The organism is Patescibacteria group bacterium (assembly GCA_041660565.1).
In the GTDB taxonomy this organism is placed as follows: domain Bacteria; phylum Patescibacteriota; class UBA1384; order CAJBMM01; family CAJBMM01; genus JBAZWC01.
Map to the genome: position 1 here is coordinate 37,272 of JBAZWC010000002.1, position 26,726 is coordinate 63,997.

General features: G+C 43.7%; 25 protein-coding genes. 13 read left to right on the forward strand and 12 right to left on the reverse strand.

Features of this window, described 5'->3' with window-relative positions:
- Positions 1-8: 8 nt before the first annotated feature.
- Positions 9-569, reverse strand: coding sequence for a hypothetical protein (locus WC773_02745; protein MFA6082301.1), 561 nt, complete (start codon positions 567-569; stop codon positions 9-11).
- Between the two features lie 216 nt (positions 570-785).
- A complete protein-coding gene (locus WC773_02750; protein ID MFA6082302.1) occupies positions 786-995 on the reverse strand; it encodes a hypothetical protein in 210 nt (69 codons plus the stop codon).
- Between the two features lie 259 nt (positions 996-1,254).
- Here WC773_02750 and uvrB point away from each other — a divergent pair, with 259 nt between their 5' ends.
- Both uvrB and dut read left to right on the forward strand, forming a co-directional pair.
- Entirely contained in the window at positions 1,255-3,210 is a 1,956-nt protein-coding gene (uvrB, locus tag WC773_02755; GenBank protein MFA6082303.1) for an excinuclease ABC subunit UvrB, read from the forward strand.
- Positions 3,211-3,429: 219 nt separating this feature from the next.
- Positions 3,430-3,876, forward strand: coding sequence for a dUTP diphosphatase (gene dut / locus WC773_02760; GenBank protein MFA6082304.1), 447 nt, complete (start codon positions 3,430-3,432; stop codon positions 3,874-3,876).
- 274 nt (positions 3,877-4,150) lie between these two features.
- Here dut and WC773_02765 read toward each other — a convergent pair whose 3' ends face one another.
- The 4 genes from WC773_02765 to WC773_02780 are packed head-to-tail and all read right to left on the reverse strand — an operon-like array spanning position 4,151 to position 8,287.
- Positions 4,151-4,720 carry a DUF6580 family putative transport protein gene (locus WC773_02765; GenBank protein MFA6082305.1) on the reverse strand — a complete coding sequence of 190 codons (570 nt, stop codon included), beginning with the start codon at positions 4,718-4,720 and terminating at the stop codon, positions 4,151-4,153.
- Positions 4,721-4,736: 16 nt separating this feature from the next.
- Positions 4,737-5,108, reverse strand: a complete 372-nt coding sequence (locus WC773_02770) for a DUF4430 domain-containing protein (protein MFA6082306.1) — start codon at positions 5,106-5,108, stop codon at positions 4,737-4,739.
- Between the two features lie 43 nt (positions 5,109-5,151).
- On the reverse strand, positions 5,152-5,730 hold the full coding sequence (locus WC773_02775; protein MFA6082307.1) for a cob(I)yrinic acid a,c-diamide adenosyltransferase: 579 nt from the start codon (positions 5,728-5,730) through the stop codon (positions 5,152-5,154).
- Positions 5,702-8,287, reverse strand: coding sequence for an adenosylcobalamin-dependent ribonucleoside-diphosphate reductase (locus WC773_02780; protein MFA6082308.1), 2,586 nt, complete (start codon positions 8,285-8,287; stop codon positions 5,702-5,704). The genes WC773_02775 and WC773_02780 overlap by 29 nt, the downstream gene beginning before the upstream one ends.
- 705 nt (positions 8,288-8,992) lie before the next feature.
- On the opposite strand from WC773_02780, the gene WC773_02785 reads away from it, so the two are divergent.
- On the forward strand, positions 8,993-10,006 hold the full coding sequence (locus WC773_02785; GenBank protein MFA6082309.1) for an alcohol dehydrogenase catalytic domain-containing protein: 1,014 nt from the start codon (positions 8,993-8,995) through the stop codon (positions 10,004-10,006).
- 103 nt (positions 10,007-10,109) lie between these two features.
- Positions 10,110-10,988, forward strand: coding sequence for a hypothetical protein (locus WC773_02790; protein ID MFA6082310.1), 879 nt, complete (start codon positions 10,110-10,112; stop codon positions 10,986-10,988).
- Here the strand turns inward: WC773_02790 and WC773_02795 are convergent.
- Positions 10,985-11,155, reverse strand: coding sequence for a KGG domain-containing protein (locus WC773_02795; GenBank protein ID MFA6082311.1), 171 nt, complete (start codon positions 11,153-11,155; stop codon positions 10,985-10,987). The genes WC773_02790 and WC773_02795 overlap by 4 nt on opposite strands.
- 137 nt (positions 11,156-11,292) lie before the next feature.
- Between WC773_02795 and WC773_02800 the strand changes: the two genes are divergently transcribed.
- Positions 11,293-13,170 carry a CoA-binding protein gene (locus tag WC773_02800; protein MFA6082312.1) on the forward strand — a complete coding sequence of 626 codons (1,878 nt, stop codon included), beginning with the start codon at positions 11,293-11,295 and terminating at the stop codon, positions 13,168-13,170.
- A gap of 132 nt (positions 13,171-13,302) precedes the next feature.
- Here the strand turns inward: WC773_02800 and murA are convergent, their stop codons facing one another.
- Positions 13,303-14,613, reverse strand: a complete 1,311-nt coding sequence (murA, locus tag WC773_02805) for a UDP-N-acetylglucosamine 1-carboxyvinyltransferase (protein MFA6082313.1) — start codon at positions 14,611-14,613, stop codon at positions 13,303-13,305.
- 259 nt (positions 14,614-14,872) lie between these two features.
- Here murA and WC773_02810 point away from each other — a divergent pair, with 259 nt between their 5' ends.
- Positions 14,873-15,055 (forward strand): hypothetical protein, encoded by a 183-nt coding sequence (locus WC773_02810; protein MFA6082314.1) that lies wholly within the window; start codon positions 14,873-14,875, stop codon positions 15,053-15,055.
- Positions 15,056-15,093: 38 nt separating this feature from the next.
- On the opposite strand, the gene WC773_02815 is transcribed toward WC773_02810, so the two are convergent.
- Both WC773_02815 and WC773_02820 read right to left on the reverse strand, forming a co-directional pair.
- Positions 15,094-15,324: a hypothetical protein gene (locus WC773_02815; GenBank protein MFA6082315.1), complete on the reverse strand. Its 231-nt coding sequence runs from the start codon at positions 15,322-15,324 to the stop codon at positions 15,094-15,096.
- Positions 15,325-15,382: 58 nt separating this feature from the next.
- On the reverse strand, positions 15,383-16,123 hold the full coding sequence (locus WC773_02820) for a hypothetical protein (protein MFA6082316.1): 741 nt from the start codon (positions 16,121-16,123) through the stop codon (positions 15,383-15,385).
- A 55-nt stretch (positions 16,124-16,178) separates the two neighbouring features.
- On the opposite strand from WC773_02820, the gene hisS reads away from it, so the two are divergent.
- Both hisS and WC773_02830 read left to right on the forward strand, forming a co-directional pair.
- Positions 16,179-17,462, forward strand: coding sequence for a histidine--tRNA ligase (gene hisS / locus WC773_02825; GenBank protein MFA6082317.1), 1,284 nt, complete (start codon positions 16,179-16,181; stop codon positions 17,460-17,462).
- 142 nt (positions 17,463-17,604) lie between these two features.
- The gene (locus WC773_02830; GenBank protein MFA6082318.1) at positions 17,605-18,549 is read left to right on the forward strand and encodes an ROK family protein; all 945 of its coding nucleotides are present in this window, start codon (positions 17,605-17,607) and stop codon (positions 18,547-18,549) included.
- 112 nt (positions 18,550-18,661) lie between these two features.
- Here WC773_02830 and WC773_02835 read toward each other — a convergent pair whose 3' ends face one another.
- On the reverse strand, positions 18,662-19,885 hold the full coding sequence (locus tag WC773_02835; GenBank protein MFA6082319.1) for a DNA polymerase IV: 1,224 nt from the start codon (positions 19,883-19,885) through the stop codon (positions 18,662-18,664).
- Between the two features lie 129 nt (positions 19,886-20,014).
- Here WC773_02835 and WC773_02840 point away from each other — a divergent pair, with 129 nt between their 5' ends.
- Positions 20,015-21,487 carry a leucyl aminopeptidase gene (locus WC773_02840; protein ID MFA6082320.1) on the forward strand — a complete coding sequence of 491 codons (1,473 nt, stop codon included), beginning with the start codon at positions 20,015-20,017 and terminating at the stop codon, positions 21,485-21,487.
- Positions 21,488-21,574: 87 nt separating this feature from the next.
- A complete protein-coding gene (locus WC773_02845) occupies positions 21,575-21,775 on the forward strand; it encodes a hypothetical protein (protein ID MFA6082321.1) in 201 nt (66 codons plus the stop codon).
- Positions 21,776-21,870: 95 nt separating this feature from the next.
- On the opposite strand, the gene WC773_02850 is transcribed toward WC773_02845, so the two are convergent.
- Positions 21,871-22,530, reverse strand: coding sequence for a thioredoxin domain-containing protein (locus WC773_02850; GenBank protein ID MFA6082322.1), 660 nt, complete (start codon positions 22,528-22,530; stop codon positions 21,871-21,873).
- A gap of 207 nt (positions 22,531-22,737) precedes the next feature.
- Here WC773_02850 and WC773_02855 point away from each other — a divergent pair, with 207 nt between their 5' ends.
- The 3 genes from WC773_02855 to WC773_02865 are packed head-to-tail and all read left to right on the forward strand — an operon-like array spanning position 22,738 to position 26,503.
- On the forward strand, positions 22,738-23,463 hold the full coding sequence (locus tag WC773_02855; protein ID MFA6082323.1) for an ABC transporter ATP-binding protein: 726 nt from the start codon (positions 22,738-22,740) through the stop codon (positions 23,461-23,463).
- Complete coding sequence (locus tag WC773_02860) at positions 23,460-24,749, forward strand: ABC transporter permease (GenBank protein MFA6082324.1); 1,290 nt, start codon at positions 23,460-23,462, stop codon at positions 24,747-24,749. The genes WC773_02855 and WC773_02860 overlap by 4 nt, the downstream gene beginning before the upstream one ends.
- Positions 24,746-26,503, forward strand: coding sequence for a DUF2207 domain-containing protein (locus tag WC773_02865; protein ID MFA6082325.1), 1,758 nt, complete (start codon positions 24,746-24,748; stop codon positions 26,501-26,503). Before WC773_02860 ends, WC773_02865 begins: the two co-directional genes overlap by 4 nt.
- Positions 26,504-26,726 lie beyond the last annotated feature (223 nt).

Genomic DNA, 26,726 nt, shown 5'->3' on the forward strand with positions numbered 1-26,726 from the left:
CAGACCTACTACCCGGGTTTGACCAGTAACTCCCGCCATGGAGACTGCGTTAGATCCAGCGGTCCCAGATCCTCGTGGACCATTTCCCAGTGCACTCTGGTTAGCCCCTCCGCAATCGGGTTACCCTCTAGCACGGCGATCATCATGGCAACGCATGCGGTCATTTTGGTTTCCATCGCACCGAGCCAGTTGCCAACGTCCACCAGCCAGAAGTACCGATACAGGTTACCATAATCGGTATCTGGGCTGCTGTAGGCATAATCGGCATAGTGAGACGGCTGTTGCCCATTAATGTCAAGCGCGAAACACAGCGCCATATTGTACATCGAATGAGCAGCGACATGAACGATCGACGCGTTGAAGTCGTAATCCACAAACCGCTTTGGCAACAGCGATGCCACGGTTAACCGATTTGGGTAGCCTAACCCTCGTCGCACTTCATGACAAGTACCCTGATGGTCCAAATAGACGTCGACGAATTGAGCGATAGCGCTGATTCGTCGTTGCACTTCTGGCCAATCATGAACCCGCTGCACGTGACGCGATATTTCCAGTTCTCCAGTGAGCACCGGATTCGACAGTAACGGGATGCGCGGACGGAACTTGGCTGCTACTTCGGGGTAGTATTGCAATATCCCCGCTCTTTCCGCGCCCAGCTGTAAAGCTTGTGCGCCTTTTGAGCGCACTGATGTCCATGCGCTCATTTCTGAGTTTCTCCTTTAGAGAAAGCAGAGGCTCCCGGAACGTTATACAACGCGGGAGCCTTGAGTGTGCAGGAGCGGCGATCAGCGGGGAATACGGCGCGGGCCATGGGGCATGTTCGGCCTCTTGCCGGCGGTGAAGCCGGCGGCGGAATCCGTCGTGACCGGCACCCCGCTGTGGGTGCCTCCGAGCCCCCACGGCTTCCGTTCCGCGATCTCGGCGTCGCGAAGCGCGACGTACTCGTCTCGGGATATCTGACCGTTGTCCAGCTTCTCACGAAGATTGCTAGCCATCTCGATCCGACTCCTTCCAGAGAATGTGTGCCGCGATTGCCGGATGCGGCACAAATGATGGGTTCGCCCGGAGCCTGTCTGACGAAGCTCCAGCGTATGCATATATTGTATCAAAAATTTCAATACTTGTCAATAGCTGAAAAAGATGTTATGGTAGAAGTCACAATATAGTTCTCGGACACCAAGTGTCCTCGAACAAGAAATGTTACTTTCTCGTTCGAGCGTAAGCGAGAACTACCGCACAAGGATAAAAGGAAATATGACCAAGTTTGAATTACATGCCCCATATTCGCCATCGGGCGACCAACCAAAAGCGATTAATAATCTAACCGCCAACTTAAGTGCGGGCAAAAAACATCAAACCTTACTAGGCGTTACCGGATCGGGTAAAACTTACACCATTGCCAACATCATCAATAACGTCCAAAAACCCACGCTGGTAATCGCCCACAACAAAACGCTGGCGGCGCAATTAGCCAGTGAATTTCGCACCTTTTTCCCAAACAACGCGGTGCATTATTTTGTCTCGTTTTACGATTACTATCAGCCCGAAGCCTACATCCCCACGTCCGACACTTACATTGAAAAAGATTCGACGATAAACGACGAGATCGATCGCTTGCGCAACGCCGCCACTCAAGCACTAATGACGCGTAAAGACGTTATTATTGTGGCGTCGGTGTCGTGTATTTACGGTTTGGGATCACCTGACATTTACAAAACCGCGGCGATTCCACTGAGCGTTGGTGAGCAGATTGGGCAGCAAAACCTGATCCGTCGGCTGAACGATATTTTATACGAACGCAACGATTATGATTTGAAACGGGGCACTTTTCGGGTAAAAGGTGATGTGGTGGAACTATTTCCCGCGTATGACGATAAAACCATCCGTATTACTTTTGACAACAATCAAATTGAATCAATTTACACCGTAAATCAGATTGATGGCAATAAGTTAGAACAATTCAGTCAGATTGATATCTTTCCGGCGCGTCATTTCTTAACCGAATCTCGCGATCTCACCCCAACTTTAAAACAGATAGAATCAGATATGGAACGTGAAGTAAAACTATTCGAGAAGGAAGGACGATTAATAGAGGCGCAGCGTCTACGAGAACGCACCACTTTTGATTTAGAACTAATTCGCGAAACCGGCATCTGCAACGGCATCGAAAACTATTCACGCTATTTTGATATGCGCCCGGCCGGCTCCCCTCCATCGGTGTTGCTGGATTATTTCCCGTCGGATTATCTGTTAGTCATAGACGAATCGCATATGACCGTGCCGCAAATCCGCGGGATGTACAATGGAGACAAAGCGCGAAAAGACACTTTGATTCATTATGGATTTAGACTAAAAGCCGCACGAGATAATCGACCATTAAAGTTCGATGAGTTCTCAGACCGCATTAATCAGGTTATCTACACCTCCGCCACCCCAAACGATTACGAAAAAGAGTTGTCGGGATCAGATGGAATTGTGGAACAGATTATTCGCCCTACCGGCTTGGTTGACCCGGTAATCGAAGTCAAGCCAACCACCAACCAGGTTGACGATTTAATGCATCAAATTAATTTACGCGTCAAAAACGGGCAACGGGTTTTGGTAACCACTTTGACAAAACGACTAGCCGAGGATTTAACCGAATATCTGTCTGAAACCGGCATCAAAGTGCAATACCTGCATTCAGATGTGGCCACGTTGGATCGAACTGAAATTTTAGCAAATCTGCGTAACGGCAAGTTTGACGTTTTGATCGGTATTAACTTGCTTCGGGAAGGGTTAGATTTACCGGAGGTAGGGTTGGTGGCAATTCTGGACGCAGACCGAGAAGGTTTCTTACGTAACGCTACCAGTTTTATTCAAACCATCGGACGAGCGGCGCGAAATGTGAATGGCCTGGTGATTATGTATGCCGACACCGTGACAAAATCGATGAAAACCGCCATTGACGAGACTAATCGTCGGCGTCAAATTCAGATGGATTACAACCTAAAACACCATATTACGCCGCAATCAATCGCCAAATCACTTCATTCGGCTCTAGTTTTTGAAGAAAAAATTGAGGTAGATGAGATTCCGGAAAATCTACCAAAAGAAGAACGTGCTCGATTAATTAAATCTTACTTACAAAAGATGGAAAAAGCGGCCGGAAATTTGGAGTTCGAAAAAGCCGCTGATCTCCGCGATAAAATCGCACAACTACGAGGTTAATATTTTCACGCGTCATTTCGACTCGGGGAGAGTGTCGACTCGACCACGGTGGAGAAATCTGAGAAAGAATCCGTTCCATCATTAAAAATTTCAAATTTCAAATTTCAAATTCTCGCTTAAAATTCCTCCACCCTCGAGACAATCCGCCAGCTGACGGACGTCGGGGATGACATAGAGTGTTGAATTGCCCCAAACTATATTTAATGTTAATCTACATTTATGAATAAATTGACCATAAACATCGCCAAAATTAACCCAAATGCCATCATACCGGAATACAAAACCGACGGTGCGGCTTGTTTTGACATTTCAATTTGCGAAGATGTCGCCGTTGAACCAAACCAAACCGTTCTACTCCCCACCGGCTTAGTAATTGAAACACCACCAGATTATGCTCTGTTTATTGCCCCTAGATCTAGCATGGCCAAAACCGGCCTTATTATGCCCCACTCTTTTGGAATTTTAGACCCGGATTACTGCGGCCCAGAGGACGAGATGAAAATTTTAGTCAAAAATATCACCGATCAAACCATTTCTGTTACAAAAGGGCAAAGATTGGCACAAGGGTATTTTCTACCTATTCCCAAAACTGAGTGGAATATTATTGATAAATCTAAGCTAAAGCAATCTAGTCGAGGTGGGTTCGGCTCTACCGGATCTAAATAAATCACCTCTCGCTCATATTGTTTCGACTCGGAAAGCGCAACAACAGTGGTGGAATTTGTATAAACAATTTTAAATTTTAAAGGCTAAATTTTAAATGAATAAGTACCGAATGATTAAATTTTAAATGGTTCTTTATTTAGTCATTTAAAAATTGGCTACCTTTCATTTAAAATTAAAAATTAAAAATTTATTATTCTCGTTATATAGATTTCTCCAACATGGGCGGACATATGAGTCCGCCCCTACATGGTCGAGATGACAACTGCACGATGCGTTATATAGTCTGAGTGCTGGTTCTGCGGTGACTAACAATCGATTTAACCAATACCGGGGCGTAAATTGCCACTGCAAAATACACCGGTACGATAATTAAGTTACCAAGCAACATATTACGATAAAACGGAATACCCATCACATAGCACTGCATTAATCCGCTCCAAGTTTTGGGGTAAAAAATGCCATCACCCATCAACCATACCCCAAAGTTGGTATAAAAGAAGAAGAAAAATGACGATAACACAGCCGCAATAGCCGAAACGCCAACGGTTTTGATATTTTTTTCATACTTTTTCATACTTACACTAAGTAAGCCAATCAACCCAAAAGCGCTCCAAGTAAAAATAAAGATATTGGTATTGCCTATTAGTTTGTCGGTGATAACCATTACTGCCAGCGGCACAACAATGCGATAGTATTTGGGCAAAAATGCGGCGGCTAGTAACGTACCGGCGGTAATGAACTCCAGATTTGGCATATACATATATTGATGGTTTATCAATCGCCAGATTATTGCGATACCAATCAGTAGCGATGCGATACAGATGTGTTTTAGATGCTCTTTCAACTTTCCTCCTTAGTTATTAGAATGTGGCGATTTTCCATAAAATAGTGTCAGTGGATTTGGTGGTGTAACTGCCGGCACCAACGCTAGCTGCTGCGCCATTCACTAAGAACGACCAGTATTCTTTCTTGCTGTCAGAAGCAGCGCGACCATTAATTGAGGTCACGAAAGCATTTACGCCTTCACCGCTTGTTACCACCGTTGCTTTAGATTTTAGCAGATCTAACGCGGTTTGGCCATCTTGCCCGGAGTAGCTAAATTGGTCCGATGTAGTAGGCGATGGGGAAGCAGAAGTGGATGGAGTTGAGTTAGATACATATTGATTATACGCAAACCCACCCGCGACTATTATCACCAATACCACTACTATAGCCCAAATATTCCTTTTCATATTTTTCCTTTCTCTGAACAGTGCCAGAATTTGTTTAATATATTTAAAAATCAATAGTCTTCTTAGCCAAGTATCCTTCGTCGTACGGATGCTTTATTTTGGTCATTTCCGTCACTAAATCCGCTTTTTTAATCAGGTTGGGTAATTTGTCGGCATGCCGACCGGTAAAAACTATGTCAGTATCAACATGCTTGAGTTTAATGATTTCTAGTAAATCTTTTTCGGTGATTAACCCGCCTACCACGGCCCCAATTGACTCGTCAAGTATGACAACATCATACTTTTTTTGTGCTAAATGTTGCTTAATTACCTGTAAAGCACCTGCTGCTGCAGCTTTGTGTTCATCTGCCGATATTTTGTCACCCAAAATCTGATAAAAACCTTTTCCGGCTTGGATAAATTCAATGCTAGGTATTTTTTTAAGGGACTCAATTTCACCGGTGAACCAGCTTTTAACAAATTGCACGATTAATACTTGTTTATCATAGCCTGCGGCGCGAACTGCCAAGCCAATAGCGGCGGTAGTTTTCCCCTTACCTTCGCCTGTATAAATTATGACCAGTCCGCGTTTAAGCTGTTTCATATTCGTACCATTAACATTTAGAGAAACCACAATTTTCACATTTTTGGCATCCTTCAATGAATCGAAATGTCGCCATGCCACAATCCGGGCAGATATCGGCGTTTCCTTTTCTCTCTGGCTGGTCCATTTGCACCGTTTCGGTTTTTTCGGGCATTACTTCGATACCTTGCTTGTCAGATTCATGCTCTTTTAGCACCTTTGACACAGCATCGGCTAATGAACGAATGCGCATCGCCCCAAAACCGGTTGACCCTGCGCCACCAATACCGGTTAGCTGTTCAACCACATTTTGAGCAATACGCTCAGAAGTGTAGTGGGTAGGGATACGGAAGGTAAGGGAAATTAATCGTCCAATTGCTTCTGCGTCGGCAGTGATATCTGAACCGGCATGCCCCACGTTAATAAATACCTCAAAAATATTTTGATTCTCGTCTTCGTTAATAGAAATAAACGCTTTACCCACCGGCGTATTTACTTTATAGGTGCGACCGGTTAAAACGTGAGGACGCGGGCGTAGGGTAATCGGTTGGCTATCGGCTAAATCGATAACCGAGGCACTGGTCTTGCCCGCCATTTTATCGTAATAAGAATTCTCTTTTTTAGTCTCTAAAATCTGCTTTTCTCGGCTACCATCGCGATAAATTGTGATACCTTTGCAATTTGTCTCGTAAGCCATCCAATACGCCGTGCGAACATCTGCTACCGTAGCGCTGTTTGAAAAGTTAATAGTCTTGGAGATGGCATTGTCAGTATATTTTTGCAACGCGGCCTGCATCTTTAGATGCCACTCTGGCGCAATATCCCCAGCCACCACAAACACCTTCTTTAATTCTGCCGGAATTTGCTCCAGCGCTTGAATTGAGCCGTTATTACTCTGAATTTTCTCTAAAATGTCATCGTTGTGTAATCCATGGTCCTTAAGTGCCTGCAAAAAGTGCGGACTGGTCTGAAAAATTCGTTTTCCTTCGATGGTATTTTTGGCGTACGCAAGGGCGAACAACGGTTCGCAACCAGACGAACAATCCGCCAACATAGAAATTGTACCGGTAGGGGCAATGGTGGTTCTGGCGCCGTTACGCGGTTTGATTTCGCCTTTTTTATTGTAAATTGAATCCGGATACAATGGGAACGGCCCGCGCTCTTTTGCTAACAGTACCGAAGCGTTATCGGCCTCTTTTTGCATAAATTTCATTAGCTTTTCGCCAACTTTTAACCCCTCATCGGTATTATATCCAACACCTAACAGCAACAACGCATCGGCAAAACCCATTATTCCAAGCCCAATACGGCGAATGCTGCGAGTCATTTTTCGCACTTCATCTATTGGATATTCATTCATATCTAACACATCGTCCAAAAATCGGGTGGCGGTATGGATTGCCTCTCTCATTCCGTCCCAATCAAAATCTTTTCCATTCACATATTTTGCCACGTTAATACTACCCAACGTACAAGCGTCATAAGGTAACAGAGGTTGTTCTCCGCACGGATTTGTAGCTTCAATTTGGCCGAGTTTCGGTGTTGGATTTGCACGAGATTCGTTAATACGATCCAAAAAGATCATGCCCGGATCGCCGTAGTTCCACGCTAATCGGGTAATTAAATCGAACACTTTTTTGGCATTAAGATGACCGGCGATGGTTTTGTCATGCGGATTAACTAAATCATAACCATAACCGGGTCGGCTTTCGTTGCACCACTCTCTCAGTCGCTCAACCACTTTGTCCAACAATACCGTTTTAAGATCAATATCTCGGGTTTGGTGCGCGGTTCTGGCTTCTTCAATAATCTGATCATAATCGATATCTTTTTCGTATGTTGCCGGCAAACCCTCGGCATCAATTTTAACTTGATTAAAGAACTGTTCGGTTACCGTAACCGAGATATTAAAGTTGGTCAGCGAAAACTCATCCACTTTATAAATGGAGAACAGTAAGATATCTGGGTGATTGTAATTCAAAATACCCATATTGGCGCCACGGCGCACCCCACCTTGACGAACCGACGAAGCGATATCGTTATACATCTGCATAAACGAGATGGGGCCGGTGGAATGACCCTTGGATGATTTTATCACCGTGCCTTTTGGACGCAGGCGTGAAAACGAAAAACCGGTGCCACCGCCAGATTTGTGAATTTTGGCCATGTCGGTAGCGGTTTTCAAAATACTGGTTAAATTATCTTCTATTGGCAACACGAAACAGGCTGAAAGTTGCTGTTCCGGTTTGCCCGCATTTAACATCGTTGGAGTGTTCGGCATAAACTGCTGACATGCCATCATTGTATAATATTTTCTAGCGGTATCTAAATGCGATTTTTCCGGATTTTCTCCAAATTGGCGCTCGGCAGTGGCTACATTATAAGCAACCCGCCAAAACATATCCCGAGCGGACTCTTGTGGATTTCCCTGCTCGTCACGAACCGCATAACGAGTCTTACCAATATACCACGCGTTATCACTTAAACTAGGCTCAGGTAGGTCAGCTGGAGCTTTGGGGATGTCTTTACCAATTTGGTACAACTGCTCAACCGATGACGGCGCAGTAACGATGTCGTCCTTAAACAGTTCGGTGGGTTGTTCTTGATTTGTGGGCATATCGCGCCTCCTTTGTTTTACTGTTTTGTTGCCATTTCGAGGTATTCGCATCATTTTGTCATTTCGACCCTATGAGAGTGTCAACTCGAATATGTTGGAGAAATCTGAGAAAGAATCCGTTTTCCAATTCTCTTTTGAGATTTCTCCACCCTCGAGACAATGCTCGAGGAGTCGAAATGACATTGGAGATTAGCGTAAAAAGAAACCGTCTCGCATGGCTCGTCAACTTCGATTTTGCAAATGCTTCGCGTTAGGAAAAAAAGAGACCATTTCGCTCCGCTCAATCGGTCTCGATTTTCTTAATACTACCGTATTAAGAAAAATAAAAAACCGACCATCGTCCCTCGATTTGCCGGTTTAATACCGCAAGCCATCAGTGTTGTCAAAAAAATCGCTGTCAAAAGCAATTACTGACATGGTCAGATTGCTGCTAACTTAGCAACACTTTTTATTTGAGGGGCGTTTCTATCATAGCATAGATAATATTGGCATTGCCAATGGCCAATATTTTAAGCACCAAATCACAAACCCCAATTTTTAAACGAGTAATTATCTGAAATTTTAAAAATTATTAATTGAGATTTATGATTTTTCATCCCCCTGTGCAAAACTAGAAACAAAAAACGTTGATAAATGCAAATTCAACCATATCCACTATATCCCACGGACTTTTTGCGTTATCATATAAATAGGAAAAGGAGGAGAATGAAAGCGCTACAACTAGTTGGTACCCAAAAACTAAAATTTGTTGATATCCCGATACCAGAAATTAGTGAAGACGAAGTGTTGATTAAAATTAAAAAGGTGGGCATTTGCGGCACCGATCTCCATTTATATAATGGCGGCATGAAAGTACCGTTGCCGATTATTATGGGACATGAATTTGTAGGCGACATCGCCAAAGTTGGAGCCAACGTATCTAACATTAAAATCGGCGACAAAGTGGTGGCAGAACATGTAATTGGATGTGGTAAATGCCGATACTGCCAATATGGCAAAAAGAACTTGTGCGTTAAACCGACTGTTATTGGGCTGCAGATTCAAGGCGGGTTGGCTGAATATTTAGCTGTACCGGCAAATCTGGTCTATGTTTTGCCTAGTAATTTGGATTATGACGACGGGGTGTTGGTGGAACCAATCTCAATTGCAGTTTACGGAATCAGAAAAGCGAACGTTGGCGTTGGTGATAGCGTTGCGATCATCGGACAAGGCCCGATAGGACTATTTTTGGATCAAATTGCCAAAGCAGCCGGTGCCACCGTTTTCGGTATCGACATAATGCAACCTCGACTGGATTATGCTCTGGATCATCATTTAACCGATTTTGTGATCAACTCTAAAACCGAGAATGTGTTGGCTAGTTACCACAAGCATACCGGCACCGAAGGTGCTGACATCGTGTTTGAGGTTGTAGGGGTAGAGCCAACTATTGATCTGGCATTTGGATTAGTACGGCCCCAAGGTAAAATTGTAGTCCTAGGCGTGTTTGAGCACGATGTAAGCGTTAATATGATGGAGATTGTTAAGCACGAAGTAACGGTAATGGGATCGTGGACATGTGTTAATTCATTCGGGCCAACTATTAATTTACTCGAAAGCAAACGCATTAAAATTAATGGACTAATCACCCACCGATATCCGTTTGATCATGCCCAAGATGCATTTAAAGATTCGCTTAACTACTCCGACAAGCGCATTAAAAGCGTAATCGAGTTCTAATTTGGAGGATAATCTGACGGAAGATCGGCAACCCTATGAATTATCTCGTCCAGCTGAGACAGACAACCCAGTCGAGCATTTTAATCGTGCAGTTCGGTGGTTCATGAAAGAAGCGGATGAAAAAATTGTCCGAGACTATGAGCAAAATGAAAATCCTGACAATAACCTAAGCTATCATGACCACGAACATACGGAAGATGTAGTAAACTTGGCCAATAAAATTATTAAAAACCTCGATTTTGAAAACGATTCTGACCGTCATCACACTGCTGGTTTAGCCGTTATTGCGGCCGCAATGCACGACATTCACAAAAGCTGGCACGAGAAGCAAGTAGCCGATAGCAATGGCAATATTAGAATGGTGCGCGCAGACGGGATAGATCCGAAAAATGGCGAACCCTCAACTGATGAAGACGAGAGCGCTCTTGTGGCCAAATCGTTAATGCAAAAATATAACATCGATAACGGCCAAATTTTCAGCCAAGACGAAATAGATACTGTGGTAGAGGCAATTCGATCGTCGAAAACTACGATGGATAGCGATTATGTGATTCATCACCCGCAAATTACCGCCGAAAGCCCGCTAATCGCTCGGGTTTTGGCCTTAGCGGATATTGGACGGGCCGGATATCATCCGGGTTCATTTTTGGGTGACGGTGACAAGTTATTTGTTGAACAAAATCTTGACGTCTCTAGACGTTTACGAGAGGTTAAAGATACGCCACTAGCCGAGGCAGAACAGCGTATGTTTGCCTGGCGTATTTTGGATTGGAGCTTCACTCAAATAAAAATCGCTCAAGGGCTTAAGGATCACTTAATTGACGAGGTTTGTGATGGCCTAACCGACCAACAGAAAACGGACATTTCGTCGGTACTCAGCCACTTTGATCAAAGTATTGAATCGGCGCGAATCCAATACAACCAGCGATTTGTTATTTACCAAAACGGCGACTATGCCGAGTTAATTGATAGCGTCTACTAGGTTTTCTTTTTGCTTCTGCCGCCACGCTGGCCAGCCGCTCTAGCTTCTTCAGATGTAAAACGATGAGCGGAACCTTTAGCGTGAGCAGATTGTCCGCCTAAACGGGCGATTTCTTGACGACGCTCCGGAGACATTGATCCAAATCCACGTTTCTTAATATTATTCATATTTCTCTACCTCTTTTACTTATGATAAAGATCAGCTGTGGTTACAAAACGGAGAATTGAAAGATTACTGGTCACACTCCAGCACACTCGAGATGACTGTGCGATCAACTAATGATACAATTTGAGTAGAGGGACAGATGAAAATAGCCAATTTTGACTATATTTTTAATCCAAAATCGATTGCGGTCTTAGGCGCATCAAACGCAGCCGGCTCGGTTGGCAAAATGGTAATGGATAATTTAGTGTGGGGAAACTACACTGGAAAAATATTTCCGGTTTGCCAAACCCCGGAACAGTTTCCGAATCTCACCACCTACCCGTCTGTTCATGCCATTGACCAAAAAATCGAACTGGCAGTAATCATTGCCAATGAAAAAGATATTATTAAATCGATCAAGCAGACAATTGAGGCGGGAATAAAGGCGTTGATACTAGTTTCCACAGGCGAACAATTTTCTGAAAATACGCGAGACAACATCGTTAAAGTTTCTAATGACACAGATGCAATAATTATTGGCCCAAACAGTTACGGGGTAATAAACCCAAGCGCAAATGTGAATCTATCCAAAATCGGCGTAGCTCCCAGCAAGGGGTCAGTTGCTTTGGTCTGTGATAATGGTGCAATTTGCAGCGGATTGTTAGATTTAGCTAATGCTAATTCAATCGGAATTTCGAAAGTAATAAGTCTAGGTGATAAAATATTTTCTGATCTAGATTTATGGCAATATCTTGCAGATGATGATCAAACCAAAGCGATTGTGGTTTACGCAGATCACCTATCACCACATTCAGACTGGATAGAATCTGTTCGCAAAATCACTGCAAATCCAAACCACCCTAAACCGATTATTCTTTTATATAACGGCGACAACGATAGAGAAATAGCTGATGCGTTTTGCCGTCAGGCCGGAATCATTAAGGCTCACGATATTAACCAATTATTTACTCACACCGCATCTGCCATGCTTAACCCGGAAATGAAATCTGCGGACATAACCGTGGCCAGTAACACTGAAGCATTAACCACTTTGGCGTTAAGTGCCCTCAAACAAAACGGGCTTAATGTGATTAATCAGCTAGAAGTAAAAACCGACAAAGATTTTGTTGGATTAGCAAAACACCTTCAATCCTCCGCCCTACTAATTACGATTGCGCCGCAAATGAATTTGGATTTGCAGACTATCACTAAAGCGATATTCCAGCTTAAAAAAGACCATCCGCACCTAGCAATGTCCGTCTGTTTAATTGGAAGTGATTTAGTCCGAACCGCGGCGTCAACACTAAGGAGAGCGGATATCTGTGTGTCGTCATCCCCATCCGAAAGTGCAACGCAGCTTAAAGTGGCGCTAGATTTCTGTCAATCGAGCGGGCGCAAAATTACCTATCCCGCTCTGCCCAAAACTAACCATGTTGATATTGATAAATATCTGCCCAAAAAAGTTACGAATAAAACCACTGTTTTGGATTCCGAAACAGGTGCAAAAATTTTGACTGAGTTTGGGCTACCAATAGCAAATGACGCATTGGCGAAAACTGCCATCGAAGCCACAGCGCTTGCTCACGAAATTCAGTCTTTGGCCACTTTTGCCACAGTCTCAGTTGAAAACAGTGGCGGTTTAGTGATCGATTCAATGGATCATATTTCCGAATCAGAAAGTTCAAAAAGTTTTGATCAAATTATTAAGGCTACCAAAACTAAGCCTGACGGTAAAATTGATGGTGTGATTGTCTATCCTACCCAAAAGGCAGGCGACGCATATGCTATTACCATAAAAAGAGATCCAATATTCGGATCGATCATTCATATTAAATCACCAAAAAAGCACGAAACATTTATCTCCCCAATTAGTTCTGAAGATGCAAAAAGTATGAAAGAGTATGAAAATATCATTCTGCAATTAGAACAAATAATGCTTGCATGCCCGCGAATTGTCGAGGTAGGTTTAGAACCAATCGTTACAACCGACAGCAACAATAAACTCGAAATTTTATTTTCTAAGATCGTAATTAACTAAGATCAACGACACGACCACTGTAGGGGCGATACCTCGTTTCACTTCGGAAACCAGAGGTTAACACGAATCGCCCGCTGGATTCCGGATCAAGCCCGGAATGACAGTACCTAGCATCACGCACCAAAAATGTGGCTACTTATCGATTAATTTAATGTCTGCACCGAGTGCGGATAGTTTGGTAATTATTTGATCATATCCACGCAATAAATGACTGGCGTTATCTAAAGTTGTCTGATTTTTACACAGCATTCCGGCCATAGTTAAAGCAAATGCAGCCCTAAGATCAGTAATTTGGGCGTGCCCACCGTGAAAAGTGACTGGGCCATTGATGGTGGCATTATGATTATACTCACCCGCAAAACGACACTGCTTAAACGGATCGCATTCGGTTTTTACTTCAAATTTGCCACCCAGTAAATTGAGCTGCTCAAAATAGGCAAACCGTTTATCAAAAACAGTTTCATGAATCCGGCTAACACCCTCGGCTTGAGACAACATTACCGCAAAAACTTGCTGAAAATCAGTAGCGAAAGCGGGGTGTGGGTCTGTTTCTAAATCTATTGGACGTAAATTTGCACCACGCTTCACTAAAATGGTCTGACCTTCAATTTTAATATCAGCTCCGGCTTTGCGAAACATGGTTAACGCTGTAATAATACTATTCTGGTCAATTCCCTCTAACGATATTTCTCCATCGGTCGCCAGCGCCGCCGCCATATACGAAACAGCCTCTACACGGTCACCTATTACTCTTATAGGCACATTAATCTTTAATGGCTTATCTACGCCGGTAACGTGAATGTGCCCTTCTGAATCATATTCAATCAACGCGCCAGCCTGCTGCAACACCTTGATCAGTTCAATTACTTCTGGTTCATTAGCATGATTTTTAATGATTGTTTCGCCCTTTGCATACACTGAAGCTAACAAAACACCTTCAGTAGCACCCACACTTTTATATGGAAATTCAATCACATTGCCAGTTAGCTTACCTGACAAACTGATTAATCGATCGTCCTCGTTAATGGTAATACCAAGTGTGCGCAAATAATATAAGTGCAAATCTAGCGGGCGCTCACCAATCCGACAACCACCCGGTTTCTCCACCACGCATTTTCCAAAACGATGCAGCAGTGGCCCGGCCAATAAAATTGACAGTCGGTTACCTCGGCCTTCACCAAAAATGGCCTCATGGCGATTAATATGAGTTGAATCTACTACTAGCGTGTGACGAACTTTATCAAATTTAATAATAGAGCCCAAATGATGTAATAGTTCGGCCGTAATGGCTACATCGTCGATATCGGGCACGTTTTCCATCACCAAAGGGGTATCAAACAACGCACTTGCCACCATAAGTTTAGTGGCTTCGTTTTTTGCTCCGGAAATTTTGACCGTGCCTTTTAATGGCTTCCCACCAACAATTTTTATTTGTTCACTCATAAGCTTAATTATGGCAAATTTTTCACCATTCAGCAAATCGATTTTACCTATTCATCACATCCTGTCATCCCCGACGCCCACTCCGCCTCCGTCAGTTGTTGGACAGCGGAAGCGGGTATTATTCGGGGATCCAGAAAAAAAGATGATGAACATTTTTTCATAGACTGGATTCCCGCCTTCGCGGGAATGACATAGATTGCTGTCTTAAATTAAGATATAACAATAATTGTTAGTTGTCCTACTCACAGGAGGCGCAATCGTGAGAAAGAAAACGACAGAACCGCTGGGCAACGACGATAAAGATACGTTGCACCAGATGGAAACGCGACAACAGCTCGGTCTCCCTCACGGTGAGTCGGAACTCGATACCGATGAAGAGGGAGAATATCTGACTACCACTCACCAGACGACAGCCACCACAGACGCCAACGGGCGGGGATAAGATCCTCGCCCGTTATTCTTTAGTTTATTTACCCGAATTTATTCCATATCTTCAATTTTGTCTTTGACCTCTTTGCCTAGTTTTTTGGCCTCAGACTCCACCTTTTTGGCCATTTTGGTAGCGCTATCTTTAACTTTGCCCGCTACCTTTTTGAGTTTAGCGCGTTTTTTGGGATCGGCCAAATTAGTTGCCGCTACTCCAATAGCCACGCCCGCTGCTGCTCCAAGTGCTGCAGCTACGGCTGGATTCATTTCCTTTTTCTCGGTCATATTACTTCCTTTCTTTGTGTGTATTATATCACATCGCGTCAAAAGCTAGTTGAATTATTTATTCTACTCTGTGTTCCTGTACAACATGGGCTTTTTCAGGATGAAAAATTAAAAAACTATCATGGCCAGAATCCATGTCTCCCTCACCACCTTCGGTCGCAATTAAACCATCATAGCCGAGTGACTCGACATATTCGGTGAAAAGCGGCGTGAAGTAGTATGTTACTGTCCTTAATCCTTTTTTGACAGGATCACCGTTATCAATTGCTTCGATTGCTTCCGCTAAATTCTGAGCATAACCCCAGTTATCAGATCCAATACCACCGATATCAGACAACCTCTGCTCAAGAACTTTACGATACCCAGGCATAATTATTTCGATGTTTTCATTTTTTCGCAAATCTAATAATTTTATATTTTCAACATTTACTTCATAAATGACAGGGTGGCTTTTGGCGTCTCGTCTAGATCGACGATGGGCATATCCAATCGCGTCAGTGGCTTCCGAAGTAAAATATGCACCCGAGCCAATAGTATCCTCCTCTGCCGCATCCATAGTTTGAATATTGGGAATATTTGAACCATGATAAAGAGTTTTCTTTTTAAAAAGCACGCCCAACCCATCATCAACTACCTCTTCGTACACATTCTGACGCTCGGCGATTACATTTTTTCTGGCATCCCAATATTCAGGCGTCTCTTTGGCTTCATCCAACACACCCGCTCGCTCTTCTTTTGGAGTGTCTTTTAATTCATCAGCTAATGATTGCCGATATGATTCTGGGCTAAATCGTTCCATATCTTCAATATACTATTATTTCGTCTCGAAGCAATTTTTCTGTTATAATCAAGACATGAATCAACCCAAAGTTTTACAAGGTTTTCGTGATTATTTGCCCGCCGATATGCAAGTGCGGCATAATTTGATTGAAAAAGTACGCGCGGTTTATCAATCTTTCGGTTTTGAACCGCTAGACACGCCGGCGTTGGAATACGCCGAATTATTGATGGGCAAATACGGCGAAGACGAAAAACTAATCTATCATTTTGAAGACCACGGGCATCGCGATGTAGCGTTGCGTTACGACCTTACCGTGCCACTGGCGCGAGTGATGGCCGATCATCCCGATCTACCCAAACCGTTCAAGCGATACCAAATTGCAAATGTGTGGCGGGCAGATTCGCCCCAAAAAGGGCGTTTCCGTGAGTTCTTGCAGTTTGATGCAGACACGGTAGGCACATTGTCTCCGCTGGCCGATGCCGAAATGGTACTGATGATGGGCAAGGTAATGGATGCCTTAGACCTTCAACATTATCAAATTAAAGTTAACCATCGTGGTGTCTTAAGTGCAATTTTCCGTGCGCTCAAAATCAGTGCAGCGGACATCAAAACAGTAATGCGACAAATGGATAAGCTGGATAAAATTGGCTCATCTGAGACCAAAAAAATGCTTGCTTCTATCATCTCCGCTAAACAAATTGAAACGCTTTTTGACTTAATTGATGAAGTTGCCGAAACCAAATCAACTAGCTCAATTGCCCAACTAATCGAGACTGACCAAGACGGATTGAAGGAATTGGCCAATTTTGACGAAATTTTAAGCTTAATTGATCAAAAGAATCACCTAAAAATCGATCTGTCAGTAATGCGTGGTTTAGATTACTACACCGGTATTATTTACGAAACCGTTTTAACTGAAGGCGATAGTGTGGGCACAGTGTACGCCGGTGGGCGATACGACAAACTAATGTCAAATTTGGCAAACGTTGATTTACCGGCAGTTGGAGCTTCGCTTGGAGTTGACAGACTGCTCGCGGCGATTCAGAAGGACCGAAAAGTTCAGTCCGATCTGATTTTTATGCCCGTTTTTGCCGGTTTTGAACGCGAGACCTTTGCCCTAGCCGAAAAGTTGCGCTCAACCGGATTAAACGTTAGTTTATCGTTAACCAGCAATAAACTAGGTAAACAGTTGCAATACGCCAACACCATTGGCGCAAAATTGGTATTACTTTTTGGCGAAGACGAGATCAAAAAAAGTATGATCATTGTGCGAAATATGCAAACTGGTGATCAAAAAGAAATCAGCATTAGTGATATAAAAGAAACAGCAATAAATCTGAAGGAATTACTACCTTAGTCATCTCGAGTATAACGAGAGATTCCGTTAGTTGCCGAACCCATACGGGATTTCTCCCCGACGCGACGTCGGGGGCGAAACGACAATTCAAAAATGTTTAAAAATTTAAAATTTAAAATTTAAAATTTTCCCGGAGGGATATATGTGGTACGTTGGAATAGACATTGGTGGCACGAATATCGATTGTGTTGCGGTTGACGAAACTGGCGCTCAGTTTGAGATGCACAAAATCAGGCCGGTTAATCAGCCTTCAACTGAAGTAGCACTAGAAGTTCTAGAAGCGCTACTGAAAAGCATCCCAGCAAGCAAAAAACAGCTTAAAACAGTGGCTATTGGGTGGAAACACGGCCGAAACAAACAAAAAGTAATTGAAATAACTCGAGTTTTTGCCAAAAAAGGCATTCGGGTGGAAACGTTTTGGGATGCCGAAACTGCTTTCACCGGCGCTATTCCGGGCAAGCAAGGTATTTTAGTTTTATCCGGCACGGGGTCGTGCGTATATGGAAAAACTAAAAACAGTAAAGTAATTAGTAGTGGCGGCTGGTCACCATTATTTGGTGACCCGGGATCTGCCTTTGCCATCGGCCAACAAGCAGTGGTCACTGCCTTACGATGCTTGGATGGCTCGTGTGACAAAACCGACTTAGTCAAACAGATTCCCGATCATATTAAAATGTCACTGGATGATTTAATTGTAATGGCAGACGCTAATTTACCCGGGTCCGTGCCGATAATTGCGTCTATCGCTAAACTAGTTTTTCGGTTAGCAGACGAAGGGGACAGCGAATCAATTAGAATTCGCACCGAAGCCATCAGTCATCTATGCGAACGCATTGATTCCGTAATTCAACAATGGCCGAAAGACAACCCGTTAACTATCAGCTATGCCGGACAAGTGATGCTATCTCAACCCCAATTTAGGCAAGCAATTCAGGGTAATTTGACTAAAATGGGTCATAAAACTACTTGGCACGAACCGGTGTTTCGCCCACCATTTGGCGCCATTTTACTAGCTTATCCAAAACTACTTCCCGTACTCGAAAAAGCCAGCCAATCTCTCGATTGGCACCATGCGGATGTGGACTAAGAATTAAGCATCATAATTTGTCATTCCGGGCAAGACCTAAGAATCTATATATTAAGAAATCTTTTATAATCTGGGTCCACGGACCCTTGTCCGGGATGACTGCTCGTGATATTTAATATCGCACTCTTCCAAACGGAATCCTATCCGGGGCGGTTTGTTTAGCCGACATCATACTGCCGTTATAAATTGTATCTCGTCCGTATTTATCGTTAATTGTGTCTAGCGCCCGAGTTAGATGCAAAGTCTTTGCCACTTCGGGAAAAAGTGGCTCGGGCTCCACCGTCCCCGTTACTAAATCCGAAGCGGTTAGCGCCAGCTGAATAATATATTCACCATCATCCGGCCGGAGATCGAAAAGGCGATTAGCCAACTCGGTAATGGTGTGGCTATCACAGTACGGCATCGTATTTGTATAGTTTTCATACTTTGTATGATTTACATAGTGAATCAACAAGGTAGTCTTCTTAGCCCAAAAACTTTCATTACGTAACCGCTGACCAACCTTGTGCGCCAGCCGATTTAATACCTGTCGCGCTTTTTCGGGATGCCGCCACTCTGGTGCTAACACGTGCGAGTGCCCAATGTTTGAACGGTTAAACTGTACATCATCTATTTCATACCCCCGCAACCGATACCACCACAACAACCCATTAAACCCTAACATCCGCCGCCACGCTAACTGATCCATCTGGTAAAGTTGGCCGATGTGATGCACTCCCTCAGCACGCAGCCGCCGCGAAATCCCACCCGAAATACCGGTTAAATCGGTTAAATCCAAATCGGCTAATTTTGATGGCGCGTCAGCAACCGTCATAAAACCAAAACCGTTTGGCTTGCTCATTTCACCCGCCATTTTGGCCAAAAAGTAGTTGGGGCCAATGCCAACTGAAGTGGTGATGTACTGGCCAATCTCTTTTTTCAAATCTGATTTGATTTTAGAAGCAATATCTCTGGCTGCAAAAAAGTTCTGTTCCGATGGCGATAATTTCATACTAAATTCGTCAATACTCCTTGGATCCACAAACGGCGAAATTTTATTTAACACACTGGCAATTTGATAATGGATTTGTTTGTATAAAGCCGGACGCGCCTCTACTAAAATTAAATCCGGACAGTTTTTTCTAGCCAAATAAACCGGCATACCGGTTTTAGCCCCGCGTTTTTTGGCCTCAATAGAGGCAGCAATAATGCAACCGGATTCAACTAGCTGAGGGGTAACACCAACCGGCTTGTAGCGCAAAGCGGGATTTAACTGCTGCTCGCAAGAGGCAAAATACGAATCCATATCTAAAAACAGCATCGAAAAGTCTGTGGGTTGTTGGCTAAAGATAGACATAAATTAAATGTATCACTAAAACGAACAAAAAGCGAACAAGTTATTCACAAGTCCGGGATGACAGGCCTTGCGGTCTGTATAAAATCGGCTAGTTTTATGCTAAGCTGGGATATTAGATAAAGGACGCAAATGAAAATAAATATCACCGCCACCTCGGCCAGTCGCGCCGAAACCGACCTATTGGTCATTGGCCTAATAGACCAGCCTAAATTACCTGATTCGATTTTAGAGCTGGGCAACGCGATGACCGAAATAATCGATGGCCTGGTAAAACGTAAATTAGTGAAAAAAGAAGCCAAATTTGTCTTCATTTTCCCCACCTTGCACAAAATCCCCGCTAAAAACATCGCGTTAGTGGGTTTGGGCAAGAAAAACAAACTGAATGCCAATTTGATGCGTGAAATTGGTGGCATTATCACATCTGCTGCGGCGCAGCATCACCTTACTCACCTTACTATCAGCCCAGAATTGCTTAGCTTTCCCGCTGCAACACTTGAAGGATTACTTCTGGCCAATTATCAATTTCACGAATTCAAAACCAAACATTCGCCGAATTTAATCAAATCAATCAAACAAATTGATCTAACAGTTTTAGAAAACCAGCAAAAAGATTATCAAAAAATTGTTCACCAGGTTGAAACTGCCGTAAATGCCACCAAATTTGCTCGGGATTTAGTTAATCGCCCACCGTCTCTTATGCACCCGCAAGCCATAGCGCAAGCGGCAAGCGACCTCGCCAAATCTGGCGTTATCACCACTACTGTTTTTGATCGCACTAAATTAGCCAAAATGGGCGCCGGGGCAATTTTGGCAGTGGCCCAGGGCTCGCAATTTGATCCATATTTAATTCATTTGGAGTATTCTCCCGCCAACGCCAAAAAATCGGTCGCGTTAGTGGGTAAAGGCGTTACCTTTGATTCGGGCGGGCTATCACTTAAACCTTCTGCCAGTATGGAAGATATGAAATCAGACATGGCCGGCGCCGCCACCGTGCTCGGAGTATTCAAAGCGTTAGCTGACTTAAAACCAAGCGTCCATGTGTATGGCGTTATTCCAGTGGTGGAAAATATGATTTCAGACAAATCAATTAGAGTTGGCGATATTGTTTCTACCTTAAGCGGCAAAACGGTGGAGATTATGAATACTGATGCCGAAGGGCGGCTGATTCTAGCCGATGCCTTAACCTACGCCGAAAAACTTCAGCCAGACGCTATCATCGATTTTGCCACTCTAACCGGCGCTTGCATTGTGGCACTGGGCGATAGCTTTGCCGGATTGATGACGCGAAACTCTGACATGGAAAAAAGCCTGCTACAATCATCAATTTTAACCGACGAAAAACTATGGCCATTGCCGTTACCGGAAATCTACATCGATAAAATGAAAAGCAGTGTGGCTGATTTGTCCAATATTCATAAGGGTAACGGGGGAGGCGCGATAATGGGCGGGCTGTTTTTGCAACAGTTTGTAAATAAAACCCCGTTTGCGCACATCGATATTGCCGGCCCGTCTTTTGGTAAAGAGAACATAAACAGCTTTACCCCTGCTGGCGCTAGTGGATTTGGGGTAAGGTTGATGTTAGATTGGCTTGATAATATATAAAAGAAACGTGGCCGGAAACGCATATTGTAAAAATGTTAGTTTTGTGATATAAAAATAGTATCCGCCCGATATTCCAAGGAGGCAACGATGACTGACACCATACTAAGCCTGGGTCAAGTTGTGCAAGTTGACGTCCGTGGGAAAGGAAGACGCGGGCACATTCAGACGCTACAGCCAGACAAATGCATCGTCTGGCTCGACAAGGACCCGGACATTGGAGACGAACCCGTCAAGCAGCGCGCCGTCGAGCTACCGTTGACCAGCGAGGCAATCCGTCCCTATGCCTAGGAGCACTCAACCATGACCCGTCGCGACGATTGCGGCGGGTCTGATTCTTTTTTACATAGATTCCGGATCTAGTCCGGAATGACAGCTAGTAATATTTATTTCGTGTTTTTGATCGCGTCATCTAGGGCTTTTTTGAGCTCGGGATAGGCATATGAGCCGGTATATTTTACCCCGTTAATATAAAAAGTCGGTGTGGCTTCAACGCTGGCGGCAATACCATCGTTATAGTCTCGGTCAATTTTTGATTTATAAGTATTGGCTTGCACCGATGCTTTAAGCTTATCTACGTCTAACCCCAACGTAGACGCATATCCGCTAAAAATATCCAGTGGGGCAGAGGAATCGCTCCATTCTGATTGTTTTGAATAGAGCATATCGTGCATCTGCCAAAACTTACCTTGTGCCCCGGCTGCTTCGGCAGTTTCGGACGCAACCAGTGCGTTGGCGTGATAAGACAACGGGAAATTACGAAAAACATAGGTAACGCTATCTTTATAGTCACTGGCAATTTGGCTGATGATCGGAGCGGCCTGTCCACACGCCGGACATTCGTAATCTGCAAACTCTACCAGCGTTACTTTTTTGATGTCAGATGTAGATTTATACGAATCGCTTTTAATTAGAACAGATTGATCTACTTTTCCAGAAGAGCTGGTTGTGCTGGGCTTTGAACTAAACATTAGCACACCAAGCACCAAAAGAATCGCCATCCCGGCGATGGTAAGAATTGAACTAGTATCATTTTTTTTACTCATTGCGGCCTTTCGTTCGATACGAGTATCTTATCAAAATTACGAGATAATGAAAGTAGGGGCGGGTCTCGCCCCGCCCGCGGGCGGAACGCTGAGCGTCCCATTGCCCCGCTCAGTGTGGCGGACATGTTAGTCCGCCCCTACGAAGCTCATTATGCAGGATTTTGTCCGAGATGACAGCACGGAGTGAAAAATGCTATTATTAGATCGATGAACATTGTAGAAGTTAAAAATTTAACCAAAAATTATGGCAAAAACACCGCCGTTGATGACATTAGTTTTGAGGTACAAGAAAAAGAAATTTTCGCGCTCATTGGCCCAAACGGGGCCGGAAAATCAACCACGCTGCGCGTACTAGCCACCCTTTTATCACCAAGCGGCGGGTCTGCCACTATCGCCGGTTTCGACGTGCACAAGCAGGCCGATAAAGTGCGTGAAGTAATTTCATATTTGCCCGAAGAAGCCGGTGCGTATAAAAATCTATCCGGCATTGGTTATTTTAATTTTATGGCCGGGCTATATTTTGACGATAATCATAAACGCAAAGAGGCGGTTGACTTTGCTCGCGAAATTTCTGGGCTAGAGAACAGATTAAAAGATAAAATTAGCACCTATTCCAAAGGAATGTCGCGCAAGATTTTGCTAGCTCGCACCGTTATGACCAAACCAAAATTAGCGATATTGGACGAACCAACCAGCGGGTTAGATGTCATAAACGCTTTTGCCATTAGAAATATTATTAAAAAATTGTCAGAGCATGGCATGTCGGTTTTGCTCTCTAGCCATAATATGTTAGAGATCGAATTTTTGTCTGATCGTGTTGGTTTAATTAATAAAGGCAAGATATTAGAGATTGGCACGTCTAAACAGTTGAAAGAAAAATACCATGCAAATAATTTGGAAGAGGTTTTTGTGAAGATGGTTGAGGAGAAATGAAAAAATTTTGGGTCTTGTTAAAAAAAGAGGTCAAAGAATTAATCACTCCTATTATGGTAGTGCCACTTTTGGCTACGGTGGTATTGTTTATGGGTATTGGCAAAGTGTCCGATATCGAAGCAACCAAAGCCAAAACCCAACCGATCGAAATTGCGGTCATTGATCAAGATTCAACCGCCGCCTCCGCCGAAATTATTACCGGGCTAAAATCAGCCAAATACATCGTTAACTTGCCAACAGACTCGGTTCAGAACGTGCTTGACACCGCCAACAGCAACAAAAACGTAGCAATTATCATTATTCCAGCCGGATTCGGCAACAACATTCTCAGCGGTACAAATGGACAGATTGAGTTTTATTCGGTGGTCAAAAGCCTGTCTGCCACTGCCAGCCGAAATCAGCAAACCGTTAAGGCCATCATTCAACTAATCAACGAGCAGGTAAGCAACTCAATCATCAAATCTCAAAGCTCGTTTAATCCTAACTTTGTCAAACAACCAATCGTTACTTCTGATCACATTATTGTCGGCGATAAAAATGCACCAATTAGCATGGATCAGATGATGGCAGTGGTGCAAAATCAAACCTATTTTATTCCAATCATTTTATTCTTAGTGATTATTATTGCGGCGCAACTAATTGCCACCTCGGTAGCCACCGAAAAAGAGAACAAGACACTGGAAACGCTGCTTTCAACCCCAATTAGCCGTCGGGCGATTGTAACCGCCAAACTAATGGCAGCCGGAATTGTGGCAGGATTGTTTGCGGTTGTATATTTAATTGGCATGCGTTCGTACATGAACGGGCTGTCTGGTGGTGCTTTAACCGCCGGTCAATCCGCAGACGTTTCGAATGCCCTGCACACCCTTGGGCTAACCTTTGGCACTACACAATATATATTGCTTGGACTAACGCTATTCCTAGGCATATTGTGCGCGCTGGCGGTAGCCTTAATTTTGGGCGCGTTCGCCGAGGACGCCAAAAGTATTCAGGGGATAATTACGCCGTTAATGATTTTGGTGATGATTCCATATTTTTTGGTTTTAATATTGGATTTCAACTCACTTAGTCCGGCGATAAAATGGGCGGTTTACGCCATCCCGTTTGCTCACCCGTTTTTGGCGGTGCAAGCGATATCTCTGCACCAATACAGTTCGGTCATTTACGGCATCATTTATCAAGCAATTGTGTTTGTGATATTTGTTTCAATCGCTGCCCGTATTTTTTCGACTGATTTGATTGTTACCTTAAAATTAAATTTCAATAAAAAGGTCAAGAATAATTGAAAAAACTACTCTTTGTATTCATTTTTGCACTCTGCCTTGTTCCAACCAAAACTTTAGCCGCAGACACCGGCTGGACTATTACCAGTTTTAACTCAGACGCAAATATCCAAACAGACGGAACCGTATTGTTTAAAGAAACTATTGCGGTAGATTTTGAAAGCGCCAAACACGGCATCTATCGTGAAATTCCTTATATTTATCGAAACAGTGATAAAACGACATATACCAAAGTAGATATACAGTCTGTACTAATTGATCAGCAAGGCGAGCAGTTTACCTCTAGCAAGAACGGTGATTATGTTGAATTAAAAATTGGCAACCCTAATCAAACAATCACTGGCAAGCATACTTACGACCTAACATATGTTGTTACCGGTATTTTACTTGGCTATGCAGACTACGACGAGCTTTATTGGAACGTCACCGGAAATCAATGGGCTGTCCCAATAGAGCATGCCACCGCCAGCGTTACATTACCATTAGACGGCATGGTTCAATCTAGCTGCTACGTAGGGGCAGCCGGATCAACCGAAAGCTGCACCAAAAACGAGACTTCGTCCGGAAAAGTTACATTTAGTTCAACAAAGGTATTGAACCCGGAAGAACAACTGACATACGCGGTGGCTTTTATTAAAGAGATGGTGCCGCTGTTGACGGTTTCGTCGGACAACCAAACTCATTCCGATAGTTTTTATGCTGCAATGATTGGCACATTTTTACTGGTATTAATAATTGGTCCGGCAATGCTAGTTCGAAAGTGGTGGAAAAACGGGCGAGACCGAAAACTAATTAAAACCGCCAACAGTCAAATTGAGTCTAGCGTGGGCTTGTTTGAACACGAAACCATTGCCCCCGAGTTTGCCCCGCCTCTAAACTTACGTCCGGCCGAAATGAATGCGGTGTTAACCGAGAGAACAAAGCCAGCTGGCATTGCCGCCACTATCGTAGATCTTGCCGCTCGCGGGTATCTGACCATTACCGATCAGCCGAAAACAAACATTTTTAGCCGAGTAAATTTTGTAATGACTAAAACTGACAAGGTACCAAGCGATCTCTCTGAGTACGAAAAATATTTATATGACCAGCTTTTCCTTGGCCGAAATGAAATATCGACCAACGAGCTAAGCCGAAAATTTGTCACGCAAACACTGGAGATTAATAAACTAATCATGAACAAGGTTACTACAGATCAATACTTTACCGGCAACCCAGATGTTGTCCGCCGTCGCTATCTAATATGGGGGATAGTTTTGGCGTGCCTATCACCATTTTTAGTCTATTTTACCATCTTTATTGGACCGGAGTTTGTGAACGCGGTAGCTTATGGACTAGCTGCGGGGCTAACCATTTTCGGTGCTTTTATGGCGATATTTGCTTACGCCATGCCGGCAAAAACCGCACTTGGACACGAAACGGCCAATAAAATTTTAGGATACAAAATGTTTATTGGTTCAACCGAAAAATATCGGGCCAAATTTATGGAAAATAATAATATCTTTATCGATGTCCTGCCGTATGCAATCGTGTTTGGGTTGACAGATAAGTTGGCTAAGGCCTGTGCCGAGATGGGAATTGAGCCGAACAACCCAACTTGGTATCGTTCATCTACCGCGTTTAATATGATGGCATTTTCGACCTCAATGAACAGTTTTTCCACTTCAATGAATGCAGCCGCCGCCCCATCTGGTTCCGGTAGTGGCGGTGGAGGATTTAGTGGGGGAGGATTTGGCGGTGGCGGTGGAGGAAGTTGGTAAATCAGAAAATAGATGATCGATTTTTCGCGTTCGAACGGAGAGAGAACTAATCAGAACAACGCCGGAAAGTTCTCGTTTCACTCGAACAAGAATGTATAACCTGTCATTCCGGAAAAAATCTCTGAATCTATATAAAAAAAGAAGAAGCGCGGGTGGCCGGTTTGGCCCTCGCGCTCTTTTGAGTTGATCACGCCCCATGACGATGACGCCGATAGTCGATGAG